8 protein-coding genes and 2 tRNA genes are annotated in these 12,820 nt (G+C 68.9%); 4 read left to right on the top strand and 6 right to left on the bottom strand.

Annotated elements, in window-relative coordinates:
• Window positions 1–86: 86 nt before the first annotated feature.
• Window positions 87–1,727: an acyl-CoA carboxylase subunit beta gene (locus Q8Q85_15480; protein MDP3775660.1), complete on the bottom strand. Its 1,641-nt coding sequence runs from the start codon at window positions 1,725–1,727 to the stop codon at window positions 87–89.
• A gap of 133 nt (window positions 1,728–1,860) precedes the next feature.
• Between Q8Q85_15480 and Q8Q85_15475 the strand changes: the two genes are divergently transcribed.
• Window positions 1,861–4,458 carry a TonB-dependent receptor gene (locus Q8Q85_15475; protein MDP3775659.1) on the top strand — a complete coding sequence of 866 codons (2,598 nt, stop codon included), beginning with the start codon at window positions 1,861–1,863 and terminating at the stop codon, window positions 4,456–4,458.
• 63 nt (window positions 4,459–4,521) lie between these two features.
• Here the strand turns inward: Q8Q85_15475 and Q8Q85_15470 are convergent, their stop codons facing one another.
• The 3 genes from Q8Q85_15470 to aroA all read right to left on the bottom strand — a co-directional run bounded on the left by Q8Q85_15470 (window position 4,522) and on the right by aroA (window position 8,337).
• On the bottom strand, window positions 4,522–6,303 hold the full coding sequence (locus tag Q8Q85_15470; protein MDP3775658.1) for a 30S ribosomal protein S1: 1,782 nt from the start codon (window positions 6,301–6,303) through the stop codon (window positions 4,522–4,524).
• 89 nt (window positions 6,304–6,392) lie between these two features.
• On the bottom strand, window positions 6,393–7,076 hold the full coding sequence (gene cmk / locus Q8Q85_15465) for a (d)CMP kinase (GenBank protein ID MDP3775657.1): 684 nt from the start codon (window positions 7,074–7,076) through the stop codon (window positions 6,393–6,395).
• Complete coding sequence (aroA, locus tag Q8Q85_15460) at window positions 7,069–8,337, bottom strand: 3-phosphoshikimate 1-carboxyvinyltransferase (GenBank protein MDP3775656.1); 1,269 nt, start codon at window positions 8,335–8,337, stop codon at window positions 7,069–7,071. The genes cmk and aroA overlap by 8 nt, the downstream gene beginning before the upstream one ends.
• Before the next feature lie 107 nt (window positions 8,338–8,444).
• Between aroA and Q8Q85_15455 the strand changes: the two genes are divergently transcribed.
• Complete coding sequence (locus Q8Q85_15455; protein MDP3775655.1) at window positions 8,445–10,634, top strand: ATPase, T2SS/T4P/T4SS family; 2,190 nt, start codon at window positions 8,445–8,447, stop codon at window positions 10,632–10,634.
• Entirely contained in the window at window positions 10,634–10,999 is a 366-nt protein-coding gene (locus Q8Q85_15450; GenBank protein ID MDP3775654.1) for a response regulator, read from the top strand. Before Q8Q85_15455 ends, Q8Q85_15450 begins: the two co-directional genes overlap by 1 nt.
• Before the next feature lie 37 nt (window positions 11,000–11,036).
• On the opposite strand, the gene Q8Q85_15445 is transcribed toward Q8Q85_15450, so the two are convergent.
• Both Q8Q85_15445 and Q8Q85_15440 read right to left on the bottom strand, forming a co-directional pair.
• Window positions 11,037–11,120, bottom strand: a tRNA-Leu gene (locus tag Q8Q85_15445).
• Between the two features lie 4 nt (window positions 11,121–11,124).
• A tRNA-Gly gene (locus tag Q8Q85_15440) sits at window positions 11,125–11,197 on the bottom strand.
• Window positions 11,198–11,349: 152 nt separating this feature from the next.
• On the opposite strand from Q8Q85_15440, the gene Q8Q85_15435 reads away from it, so the two are divergent.
• Window positions 11,350–12,726 (top strand): outer membrane protein transport protein, encoded by a 1,377-nt coding sequence (locus Q8Q85_15435; protein ID MDP3775653.1) that lies wholly within the window; start codon window positions 11,350–11,352, stop codon window positions 12,724–12,726.
• Window positions 12,727–12,820: the final 94 nt, after the last annotated feature.

Below are 12,820 nucleotides of genomic sequence, written 5' to 3'. Positions count from 1 at the left end.
AGCCGGGAGCCGGGAGCCGTACCGGCGGGCGCGCGACGCGGCTGCGGCGCACGTCCGAAGGTCCGACTCCCGGCTCCCGGCTCCCGTTACAGGGGGATGTTCCCATGCTTCTTCGGCGGATTGCGGTCCCGCTTGGTCCGCAGCATCTCAAGCGCGTCGATCAGCCGGGCCCGCGTGTCGCGCGGATCTATCACGTCGTCCACATACCCCCGCCCCGCCGCGATGTACGGATGCGCGAACTTCTCGGTGTACTCTCCCAGCCGCTCGGCGGCGGCGGCTTCCGGGTCCGGGCTCGTCTCGATCTCCTTCTTGAACAGGATCTCCACCGCGCCCTTGGGCCCCATCACCGCGATCTCCGCGGTCGGCCACGCGAGGTTCACGTCTCCGCGGATGTGCTTGCTGCTCATGACGTCGTACGCGCCGCCGTACGCCTTGCGGGTGATCACCGTGATCTTCGGGACCGTCGCCTCGCAGTACGCATAGAGCAGTTTCGCGCCGTGCTTGATGATGCCGCCGTGCTCCTGGGCGGTTCCGGGCAGGAAGCCGGGCACGTCCACGAAAGTTACGATCGGGATGTTGAACGCGTCGCAGAAGCGCACGAAGCGCGCCGCCTTGAGCGAGGCGCCGATGTCGAGCACGCCGGCGAGCGCCGCCGGCTGGTTTCCGACGATACCCACCGCGCGCCCTCCCAGATGCGCGAAGCCGCAGATGATGTTCGCGGCGTACTCGCGGTGGATCTCGAAGAAACCGCCGCCGTCCACCACGCGCTTCAGCACGTCGTGCATGTCGTACGGCTTCGACGGCTCGTCGGGGACTATGGCGAGCAACGACTCGTCGCGCCGTTCGTCGGCCTGCTTCGTCGGGACGCTGGGCGGGCTCTCAAGGTTGTTGGAAGGCAGGTAGTCGAGCAGCGCGCGCACCGCCGCGAGGCACTCCGGCTCGCTCGGCGCCACGACGTGCGCGACCCCCGAGGTCCCGGCGTGCACGTCCGCGCCGCCCAGCTGCTCGGCCGTCACGTCCTCGTGCGTGACCGTCTTCACGACGTTGGGGCCGGTCACGAACATGAAGCTGGTGCCGCGCACCATGAAGACGAAGTCGGTGATGGCCGGGCTATACACCGCGCCGCCCGCGCACGGGCCGAGGATGACCGAGATCTGCGGCACCACGCCGGAGGCCAGCGTATTGCGCAGGAAGATCTCGGCATAGCCGCCCAGCGAGGCGACGCCCTCCTGGATGCGCGCGCCGCCCGAATCGTTGAGCCCGATCACCGGCGCGCCGTTCCGCATCGCGAGATCCATCACCTTGCAGATCTTCTCGGCGTGAGCCTCGGAGAGCGACCCGCCGAAGACGGTGAAGTCCTGCGAGAATACGTAGACGATCCGGCCGTTCACCTTGCCGTAGCCCGTAACCACGCCGTCGCCGAGAATCTTCTGCTCGTCCAGGCCGAAGTCGTGCGAGCGGTGGGTGACGAAGCGGTCGAGCTCGACGAACGTCCCCTCATCGAGGAGGATGTCGAGCCGCTCCCGCGCGGTGAGCTTGCCCTTGCCATGCTGGGAGGCGACCCGATCGGGGCCGCCGCCAGCGACGGCCTCGGCCGCGAGGGCCTCCAGGCGTTTGAGCTTGTTCTGCATCGTCACGTCCGGCCGCCTTGTGCGCAGCTTCCGCGGGGCACCCACCTGGCGCCCCGCCCGCGCGAACGATAATACCGGGACGCGACCGGCGGCCATCGGCGCCTCCCACTCCGGGTACCCCTCTGTCCAGAATCGGGGCGGCGTTGCATCTTGGAGCGCCATCCAGGCTGCCAGCGGCGGCCAAGGATCAGCTTCCGTTCACAACCCATCCTATTTGGAGGAACGGCGTATGCTTCGACGCGCAGGTGTGCAGGTCCTGGTCGCGCTGGTGGCCGTCCTCGTCAGCATGACCGCGCTTCCCGCCCCGGCCGCGGCTCTGGAAGCCACCGGCAGCGTCCGCGGCGTCGTGCGACGAGCTGACGACCAGCGACCGATCCGCGGGATCACGGTCGCCGTCCGTTCGACCGGACTCCAGACCGTGACCGATGCCGAAGGGCGGTTCGCCATCTCCCGCGTGCCCGCCGGAAGCCAGGTCCTAGTGTTCCGGCTGTTCGGCTTCCAGCCGCGGGAGCTGGCGGTCGAGGTGACGGGGGGCCGGACGGTCACCGCCGACGCCAGCCTCGACCTCCAGCCGGTGACGATCAGCGAGATCGTCGTCGTGGCGGCCTCCCGCACGGCGGAGCGGATCGTCGAGGCGCCCGCGGCTGTCGCGGTGGTCGAGCCGGCCGTCGCGCGCGAGCTGTCGACCACGGCGCAGATGCCCTTGGCCCTCGCGACCGTGCCGGGCGTGGACGTCGTCCAGAGCGGCATGAACGACTTCAACGTGAACGCCCGGGGCTTCAACTCTTCGCTCAACCGCCGGATCCTCGTGCTCCAGGACGGCCGGGATCTCTCCATCGCGTTCCTCGGGGCGCAGGAGTGGAACGCCATGGCCATCCCGCTGGATGAAATCGGCCGCATCGAGATGGTGCGCGGCCCCGGGTCCGCGCTGTACGGCGCGAACGCGTTCGCGGGGGTCCTGAACATCATCACGCCGGCGCCTCGGGAGGTCGTTGGCACCCGCGTGACGCTGGCCGCGGGCGAGTTGAGCACCTTTCGCGCGGACGTCCGGCACGCCGGCGTCGCGGCCGACGGGCGCCTTGGCTATCGCGTGAACCTCGGCCTCACGCAGAGCGACACGTGGAGCCGCTCGCGCACCGCGAGCGACTCGCTCGACCTGCGGCGCGAGTACGGCGACACCACCTTCAACCGGTCGCGGGAAGTCCGCCCGCTCAACGGCCAGGAGCTCGATCCCGCGAACCTGCTCACGGGGGAGCGCGATCCGCTGCGGAATCAGTACGGCTCCGCGCGCCTGGATTACTACGGTGCGGGCGGCGCGGTCACGACCATTGAAGCCGGTACCGCGCGGGTGGAAAACGAGTCGTTCGTCACAGGGATCGGGCGGGTCCAGGTCACCAAGGCCGATCGCCCGTGGGCGCGGGTCAACGTGGCCACGAACCGGTTCAGCGTGATGGGCTGGTACTCCGGTCGGAACACGGTCGATTCGCAGTACTCGCTCGTATCCGGGATTCCCCTGTTGGAACACTCCAGCATCTATCACGTGGAGGGCCAGTTCAACCAGTCGCTCTTCGGCGACCGGGGCCGCCTCGTGGCCGGGGCGTCGTACCGGAGCTCCGCGGTCGATACCGATTCGACGCTGATGCTCGCCGCCGACGACGATCGTACGGACAACACCTCTTCGGCGTTCGGCCAGATCGAGGTGCGCCTGAACTCGTGGGTGCGCGCCGTGGTTGCCGCCCGCTACGACGACGGCAGCATTTTCGAGCCCCAGTTCTCGCCCAAGGGCGCGCTCGTCTTCGCGCCGCACGCGGACCACTCGATCCGGCTCACCGTCAACCGCGCCTTCCAGACGCCCAACTACTCGGAGTTCTTCCTGCGGGTGCCGGCGGGAGCGCCGACGGCCGGCCCGCGCCGCCTCCAGACCAGCCTCAACGCCTATCTGGCGGCAGTGGCCGCGTCCCTCCCTCCCTCCGTGACCGCCGGGCTCAACCTCACCCCGCTGCCCTGGAATTTCGACTCGCTCACGCTGGTGCAGGCGCGGGGCAATCGCAACCTCGAGGTTGAGACGGTGACAGGGTGGGAGATCGGGTACAAGGGGAACGTCGGGCGCCGCAGCTTCGTGACGCTCGACCTCTACCGGAACGACATGCGCAACTTCGTGACCGACCTGCTCCCGGGCGTCAATCCGGAGTATCCGTTCTACAGCCTCAATGAGGACCGCGAGGTCGTCGCTTTGCTCGACACGCTGGACGCACGCCTGGCCCGCATCGGTCTGCCGACGACGCACCCGCTGCGTAGGCCGGTCCCCCTGTTGCGGGGGGGCTTCAACCAGCTGAACGCCGCAGCCGGGCCGCTGCTGGCCACCCTGCCTGACGGGCGCCGGGCTTTGATCGTGTCGTACACCAACGCCGGCCGCGTCGTCGAGCAGGGGCTGGAGCTCGGTGCGTCCGTGCACGTCACGGACCGGATCCGCTTCGACGGCTCGTACAGCCTGTTCGACTTCGAGGTGCGCGAGCAGCGGTTGGGCGACCAGCTCGTGCCGAACACGCCCAAGTGGAAGGTCACGCTCGGGCTCCGCTACGCCGATGACCGCGCCGACCTCGGCGTCACGGCGCGCTTCGTGGAAGGGATGGACTGGGCGGCCGGCATCTTCTCCGGGTACGTCCCGGCGAGCCAGACGATCACCCTCGCCGGCAGCTATCGCCTCACGCGGCAGCTGCGCCTGCACGGCGTCGCGACGAATCTCAGCGACCAGCGGCGCTACCACCTCTTCGGCGGCTCGGTCAACGGCCGCCGGGCCATCGTGGGGATCACGGCCGACTTCTAGACCGATCCGCCAGGGTCCATAACACGGCGGCGCCGCGGGGTTCTCCCCACGGCGCCGCGGCGGTCACGCCCCGGGCGTCGTCTCCGGCGTCGTCTCCGGCGTCGTCTCCGGCGCAGGGCTCTCCGGGTCCGGCTCGATGTACGGCTTCGGGATCTCCCGGAGCGGCTCGTCGGGGAAGCTCAGCGCCGCGAGCACGATCCGGTGGTGGATGGGATCCACCTCGAGGACCTTCAGCTCGACGACCTGGCCTTCCTTCACGCCGTCCGCCGGGTTCTGGATGTCCGGGATGCCCAGCTGGCTCATCGGGACGAATCCTTCGATGTCGTTGCCGCAATCCACGACCACGCCCTTGTCCATCATGCGCACCACGTGGCCCTTGAGCTCGCGACCCACCGGATAGGTCTCGCCGATGCGCAACCACGGATCCTCCTCGGCCTGCTTGAGACCGAGCGAGATGCGCTTGTTGTCGGCGTCTATGTTGAGGATCACCACGTCCACCGTGTCACCCTTCTTCACGACCTCCGAGGGGTGCTGGACGCGCTTGGTCCACGACATGTCGGAGATGTGGATGAGGCCGTCGATGCCCGGCTCGATCTCCACGAAAGCGCCGAAGCTGGTGAGGTTCCGCACCTTCCCGGTGATGCGCGTGCCGACCGGGTACTTGAGCGGCAACACCATCCAAGGGTCCTGCTCGGTCTGCTTCATGCCAAGCGAGATCTTCTCCTCGCCCTCGTCCACCTTGAGCACGACCGCTTCGATGGTCTCGCCGATGGAGACGATCTTGGACGGGTGCCGCACGTTGCGGGTCCACGACATCTCGGAGATGTGGACCAGGCCTTCGATCCCCGGCTCCAGCTCGATGAACGCGCCGTAGTTGGTGATGCTGACGACCTTTCCCTGCACCCGCGTGCCGACCGGGTACTTGGCGGCGACGTCGGTCCAAGGGTAGGTCTGGAGCTGCTTGAGGCCGAGCGAGATCCGCTCGCGCTCCCAGTCGATATCGAGGATCTTGACCTCGATCTCCTGGCCGAACTTGACCATCTCGGACGGGTGCGAGACGCGGCCGTACGACATGTCGGTGATGTGGAGCAGGCCGTCCACCCCGCCCAGGTCGATGAAGGCGCCGAAGTCGGTGATGTTCTTGACCACGCCCTTGCGCACCTGACCGACTTCCAGCTCCTTCATCAGGCGTTCGCGCTTGGTCGCCCGCTCCGCCTCGAGGATGACCCGGCGGGAGACGACGATGTTCCGGCGGCGCTTGTTGAGCTTGATGATCTTGAACTGGTAGGACTGGCCCAGCAGCTCGTCTATGTTGGGCACGCGGCGGAGCGCGATCTGCGAACCGGGCAGGAACGCGTCCACGCCCATCAGGTCCACGACCACCCCGCCCTTGATCTTCTTCTGGAGCATTCCCTCGACCGGCTCATCGCTCTCGTAGGCGACGCGGATGCGCTCCCAGACGCGCATGAAGTCGGCCTTCTTCTTCGACAGGATGACCGCGCCTTCGTTGTCCTCGAGGCTCTCGAGGAACACCTCGACCTCGTCGCCTTCCTTGAGGGACTTGGCGTCCTTGAACTCCTCGATCGCCACGGCGCCTTCGGACTTGAAGCCCACGTCGAGGATGACGGCGTTGTCGGTGACCCGCAAAACCCTCGACATCACGATTTCGCCCTCTTCGATATGCTGAAGAGTACCCTCGTACATCTCCATCATCGTCTGGTACTGCTCGGGCGAATAGCTCTCGTCGAAGAGATCGGGCCTGACGTTCAGCTTGGTGGGCGTTGGGGGGGTGACGGACGGCGTCCCCTCGAGCGTCTCGGGGGCGTCCTGGTTCTGGGTGAGCATACTACTCGGGGCCTCAGTGCGCCTCTCCGGGCGCGGGACAGAGGAATCGAACTACCGGCAAAAGGGCCGGGGCGGGCAAGCCGTTAACGCTAGCCGCCGGCCGCCTTCCGCACAAGGTCCACGACCAGCCGAACCTGTTCGTCGAAACCGAGTTGGGTGGTGTCTATGAGCACCGCGTCAGAGGCTTGCGCCAGGGGCGCCACGTCCCGCGACCGGTCGTGCTCGTCCCGGGCTAGCAAGGCACCCGCCTCGGCTTTCAGGGTGACCGGATCCGGCACCCTTCCCCGGTCGGCCAGGCGCCGGCGCGCGCGCTCCTCGGGGGCGGCCACGAGGAACACCTTCACCTCGGCGTCCGGGAAGACGACGGTCCCGATGTCACGGCCGTCCATCACCACCCCGCCCTCGGCCGCGGCGGCGTGGAGCAGGTCATTCACGAAGGCGCGGACCGGGCTCATGGCCGCGACCCGCGAGACCTCACGCGTAACCGCCTCCGAGCGTATGGCGTCCCCCAGAGGCAGACCGCCCACGGTGACCTCCAGGACACCGGCGGCAGCGGCCACCGAGACCGGCAGGCGCCGCGCCTCAGCGACGATCGCTTCCGCTTCCCACCGGGGCGCCGGGCCCAGGCGCTCCAGCGCAACCAGGGTCAGGGCGCGGTAGAGTGCCCCCGAGTCGAGGTGAGTGAAGCCCAGCGCCTTCGCGACCGCGCGGGCCGTGGTGCTCTTCCCGCTCGCCGCCGGACCGTCGATGGCCACGACGGGACGTTTACGCATGGTGGAGCACGGCCCCGAGATCGCGGAAGAAGTTGGGATAGGAGATCGCGACGCAGCGCTCGTCGTCCAGCGCGACCCGCGCGCCCGGCACCTTGCCCAGGACCGCGAACGCCATGGCGAGACGATGGTCGCCTGCCGTGACGACGGGACCGATCGGAGGCGCATCCGTGCCCTCGACCCAGAGCGTGTCGCCTTCGGTGTAGGCGCGCACTCCGAGCGCCGTGAGGTTGCCCGCCACGAGCGCCAGCCTGTCACTCTCCTTCACGCGCAGCTCGCCCACGCCGCGGAAGACCGAAGTCCCTTCGGCGCGCGCCGCTAGGCAGGCCAGCAGCGGGACTTCGTCCACCAGGCTCGGGATCTCATCGGCCTCGACCTCGACCGCCTTCAGCGTCGCGGGCTGCGCGCGCAGCGTGGCGGCGGGCTCGCCCAGGCTGATCCAGCGCTCCTCCTGCACGACGGTCGCTCCCATCCGCTCGAGGACCCGCAGGAAACCCGCGCGGGTCGGGTTCACCCCCACGCCCCGGACCGTCAGATCGCCCGAATCCGCGAGGACGCCGGCGGCCAGCAGATACGCCGCAGAGGAGATGTCGCCCGGGATCTCGCCGCCGAAGGCCGGGAGGGCGTCGACGGGCTGCAGCGTGACCGACGTCCCTTCGATCGTCACCGACACGCCTAGCAGCTGGAGCAGGCGCTCGGTGTGGTCGCGCGAAACCACCGGCTCGCTCACGGTGACGCTGACCTTGCCCGCGAGGCCCGCGAAGAGGAGTGCGGTCTTGACTTGGGCGCTGGCAATGGGGCTCTGGTGACGGTAGGAACGGAGCGCGCCACCGCGCACGGTGAGTGGAAGGCGCCCGCCTTCAGACGCCGAGATGCCGGCGCCCATGGCGGCGAGCGGCTCGGCGACGCGGCCCATGGGGCGGCGGCGGAGGCTGCGGTCGCCGGTCAGAGTCGCTTCCAGTGGATTCCCGGCGAGCAGGCCGAGGAGGAGACGCGCGGTCGTGCCGGAGTTGCGGCAGTCGAGCACCGCGCTTGGCTGGTGGAATGGCCGGAGCCCGCCGCCATCCACCCTGACGGTGCGGTGGTCGGCGAGCGGCCCTACCCGCACGCCGAGCGCCCGCAGACATGCGGCGGTGGCGCGGGTGTCGCCGGCCGCCAGCGCGCCCTGGAACGCGCACCGCCCGGCGGTGAGGGCCGCCAGGAAGAGCGCGCGATGAGTGATGGACTTGTCCCCCGGGACAACGGCCTCGCCGCGCGCGATCATCGTGATACGGTCTTCTGAGGCGCCACGCGCTGAATCTACTCGCGTTGACTAGCGAGACAAACTGCGGCTACTTATAGCCGATGACCACACCGCGACGAACGCAATCCATGCCCGCGCCGGTGCGTTTCCCGCGCGATGCGTGGGGCCTGGCTGCGCTCGAGCGCGAGGGGCTGCTGAAGCACGACCAGGCCGAAGCGATCCGCGCCGAAGCGCCGGAATGGGTGGCGGCAGTCGTCATCGAGCGGAACCTGGCTGACGCGAACCAGGTCGGAGTGCTGCTGGCTCGCGCGGCGCACGTGCCCGTCGCCAAGCTCGACAAGGTCGAGCCCGCCGCCGTTCAGTTCGTCCCCGAGAACGTGGCGCGACAGTACGCGGCCCTTCCCCTCTCCGCCACGAACCGGGTGATCCGCATCGCCACTGCCAACCCGCTCGACCTCGACGCCGAGCAGGCGCTCGGTTTCGTGGCCGGACGGCAGGTGGAGTTCCTCTACAGCCTCCCCGGGCTACTGGCGCGCCGCGTCGACGAGATCTACCGCCCCGAGCGTTCCATCGAGCGCCTGGTGGGCGGGCTCGGTCCCCAGGCCACCGTCGAGTCGGTGGAGGACGACAGGGTCGAGGCGGCCGCGGCGGATGCGGTGGACGCACCCACGGCGCGGCTGGTGGACGCGACGATCGCCGACGCCGTTCGCGAGCGAGCCAGCGACATTCACTTCGAGCCCGGCGAGCAGGGGCTGGTCATCCGGTACTGCGTGGACGGCGTGATGCGCGAAGTGATGCGGGTGCCGCGGAGCGCCGCCGGCTCGGTCGCGCGGCGCATGAAGGTGCTCGCCAAGCTGGACATCTCCGACCCACTGCACCCGCACGACGGGCGCGCCCTGGCGCGGGTGGACGGCAAGCAGTGGGACATGCGCGTGTCGAGCATCCCCGTCGCGCGGCACGGCGAGAAGATCGTGGTGCGGCTCCTCGACCCGGCGTCCGCCACGCTCAAGCTCGACGCGATGGGCCTCTGGCCGGACGAGCGCGCCACCATCGAGAAGCTGCTCTCCTACCGGGAAGGGATCGTCCTCGTCACCGGCCCGACCGGGAGCGGCAAGACGAGCACGCTGTACGCGGCGCTGGACAAGCTGCACACCGGGGACATCAAGATCGTGACCGTCGAGGACCCCGTCGAGTACCGCCTGGAGGGCGTCAACCAGATCCAGGTCAACGAGAAGCAGGGGTTCACCTTCGCGACCGCGCTGCGCTCGGTGCTGCGGCAGGACCCGGATGTCGTTCTCCTGGGCGAGATACGCGACCTGGAAACGGCGCAAACGGCTTGGCAGGCGGCGCTGTCCGGCCACTTCGTGCTCTCGACGCTCCACACCGACGACGCCGCGGCGTCCGTCATGCGGCTGCGCGACATCGGCATCGAGGGATTCAAGATCGCCGCGGCGCTCAAGGGCGTGCTCGCCCAGCGGCTGCTGCGGCGCCTGTGTCCCAAGTGCGCCGAGCCCTCGGACACTGCCACGCTGCCCGAGCGGTGGCGGCCACCGACGGGGTTCGATCAGCCCGTGGCGATCCGGAAGCCGAAGGGGTGCGCGCAGTGCGGTTTCTCCGGCTACCGAGGCCGGATGGCAATCGAGGAGATACTGACGATCGACGGCGCCGTGGCCGAGCTGATCGCGACGGGCGCGCTATCGGAGCAGATCGTCGAGTCCGGCCGCCGATACGGGATGAAGACGCTCTGGGAATCAGCGCTGCGACGGGTCTGGTCCGGGGAGACGGGGTACGACGAAGCGGTGCGGGTGATCGGCGAGCCGGTGCTGAAGCCGGTCGCCGCGCCTACCGCGCCGCCCGCGCCGTCGCCGCTGGCCCACGTTGCGGCCGCCGCTCCGCCGCCCCCATCGGAGCCCGTCGAAACGCCGCCGGCGCCCGGGCCGCCGCTCGTGCTCATCGCCGACGACGACGTCTACATCCGCAACCTGGAGAGGGCCATTCTGGAGTCGCAGGGTTTCGACGTGGCCGAAGCCGTGGACGGCGCGGACGCGCTGGAGCAGGCGCAGCGGCTCCAGCCGGCGATCCTGCTCCTCGACATGGACATGCCGCGGCTCAACGGGTACGGCGTGCTCGAGGCGTTGCGACAGCGGCTCGCCGGACGGGCCGTGCCGGTCATCGTCGTCACGGCGCACGATGACCCGGAGACGGAAACACGTTGCATCGAGTTGGGCGCCGAGGACTATGTTACCAAGCCGATCCAGCCGGCATCGCTGATCGCGCGCATCCGCGCCGTTCTGAGGCGCGTGGGAGCCCGTTCCTAGTGGCCAAGATCCTGATAGTCGAGGACAATCCCGACAACATGAAGCTCTTCAAGGCGGTGCTCGCCGTTCGGGGGCACACCGTCGTGGGCCTAACCGGTGGGGAGCAGCTCGTCGAGACCTTCCGCGCCGAGAAACCGGAGCTGGTGTTGCTGGACATCCAGCTTCCGGGCGAGGACGGGTTCCAACTCATGGAGAAGCTGCGGGGGTCGGGGGACGCGATGCCTCCGATCGTGGCGCTCACGGCTCACGCGATGTCGGGCGACCGGGAGAAGGCGCTCAAGGCGGGCTTCGACGGCTATCTGACCAAGCCGATAGACGTGATGAGCTTCGGGACGAGCGTGGAAGCGTATATCGGCAAGAAGTGAGAGACGTGAGAAGTGGGTAGGGCAACTGGTAAAGCGATACCCGGGGCGGGAATCGAACCCGCAAGGGGTCGCCCCCCGGGGATTTTAAGTCCCCTGCGTCTGCCAGTTTCGCCACCCGGGCCGAAAGCGGGAAACGGGACTCGAACCCGCGACCCCAACCTTGGCAAGGTTGTGCTCTACCAACTGAGCTATTCCCGCGAATCCCATCGGGAACCTAGGGTTCGCCGCCGGCGCACGCAAGCAGCGTAAGACATTGACAAACCGCCGCATCGGTCGTAGCCTCCCCTGCGGCTCCGGAACATCGGAACGACTCCGCTTCTCGCTCAATAAAACCGCCTGTCGGAGGAACCATGCGGCGACACGCCGTACTGAGCGCGGCTGCATTCGTGGCCGCGGTCACCGCCACTGCAACCCGCGCCAACGCGCAGGGCTTCGGGGTTTACGAACACGACGCCTGCATGATGGCGCGGGCCGGAACCGGCGTCGCGTCGCCGTGCAACGCGAGCGCCGTCTTCTTCAACCCAGCCGGGATCGTGGGCGGCGGCAATCGCTGGAACGCCCAGGTCGGCGTCACGATGATCTCGCCCCGCGGCGCCTTCACCGACAGCGCCACCGGCGTGACGACGCCGTCGACCGACAACAACATCCCGGTCCCCACACTCTTCGTCACCCGGCAGCTCAACTCTCGCTGGGCGGTGGGCTTGGGAGTCAACGCCCCGTACGGCCTGATCTCCGAATGGCCCAACACCTTCGCGGGGCGGTTCCTCGCGTATCGCGCGGAGCTCAAGGCGATCTACTTCTCGCCGACGGTCGCTTTCTCGATCAGCCCGCGGGTGCAGATCGGCGCGGGCGTGGACTACGTTCACGCGACGGTCAACGTGAAGCAGCGGGTCGACCTTTCGTCGCAGGTGGCCACGGGCACGACGACGTTCGCGCTGCTGGGCATCCCGGTCGGCACCGACTTCGCCGACGTGGAGATCGACGGCAGCGGCAACGAATTCGGTGCCCACTTCGGCTTCCTGGCGAAGCCGTGGGACTGGGTGAGCGTGGGCGCGCGAGTCCTTACGCGCGTGACGGTGGACATCGAAGGCACGGCGAACTTCACCCGCTATCCGACCGGCATCATCCTGCCGCCCGGTAACCCGCTCGGCGCGCCGGGCGGGACGCCGCTGGATTCCGTCGTCACCTCCGCGTTCTCCGGCAAGCTGTTCTCCGGCCAGGGGGCGAACACGACGGTCCCGCTGCCCGAGCAGATCGTCGTGGGCGTAGCGCTCCGACCGATGAGCGGGGTCACGCTGCTCGCCGACTACCAGTACGTGAACTGGCGGGCGTTCCAGATCCTGCCGTTCGACCTGGATTCGGCCGGCCGGCGCACGCTGAAAGAGGACTACCGCGCGACCAGCGGGTGGCGCGGCGGCATCGAGCTCGCGCCGACCAGCAAGATCACCGTCCGGGGCGGCATGCTTTGGCACGAGGCCGCGGCGCCGGCGCAGACGGTGACGCCGCTGCTTCCCGAGGGCGCCCGCGTGGAGGGCACGGCCGGTATCGGCCTCCAGCTCTCGCCGCGGTTGCGCTTCGACGTCGCGTACCAGTACATCCGGCAGCAGGATCGTCGGGGCCGGGTAGTCGATGCATCTGAGGGATCGGTGCCCACCGTGGCGCTCAACTCGGGGTTGTACACGTCCACCGCGAAACTCTACGGCGCCAGTCTGGCGTTCGCGTTCTAACCATGGAGCCGCGCCATATGCACGCACGTCGAATCTCCCTCGTCGCCGCGGCGACGCTCCTCCTGGCCGCCTGCTGGGGCGACCTGGTCACCAA

It is taken from the genome of Gemmatimonadales bacterium (assembly GCA_030697825.1).
Classification (GTDB): Bacteria; Gemmatimonadota; Gemmatimonadetes; order Gemmatimonadales; family JACORV01; genus JACORV01.
Note: the sequence above shows the minus strand (reverse complement) of the source record. Positions and strands in the feature narration are given on the sequence as shown.

Bases quoted from the DNA above. Each gene is read 5' to 3' on its own strand.
- Q8Q85_15480 (MDP3775660.1), bottom strand. From the start codon at position 1,727: ATGGCCGCCGGTCGCGTCCCGGTATTATCGTTCGCGCGGGCGGGGCGC.
- Q8Q85_15475 (MDP3775659.1), top strand. From the start codon at position 1,861: ATGCTTCGACGCGCAGGTGTGCAGGTCCTGGTCGCGCTGGTGGCCGTC.
- Q8Q85_15470 (MDP3775658.1), bottom strand. From the start codon at position 6,303: ATGCTCACCCAGAACCAGGACGCCCCCGAGACGCTCGAGGGGACGCCG.
- cmk (MDP3775657.1), bottom strand. From the start codon at position 7,076: ATGCGTAAACGTCCCGTCGTGGCCATCGACGGTCCGGCGGCGAGCGGG.
- aroA (MDP3775656.1), bottom strand. From the start codon at position 8,337: ATGATCGCGCGCGGCGAGGCCGTTGTCCCGGGGGACAAGTCCATCACT.
- Q8Q85_15455 (MDP3775655.1), top strand. From the start codon at position 8,445: ATGCCCGCGCCGGTGCGTTTCCCGCGCGATGCGTGGGGCCTGGCTGCG.
- Q8Q85_15435 (MDP3775653.1), top strand. From the start codon at position 11,350: ATGCGGCGACACGCCGTACTGAGCGCGGCTGCATTCGTGGCCGCGGTC.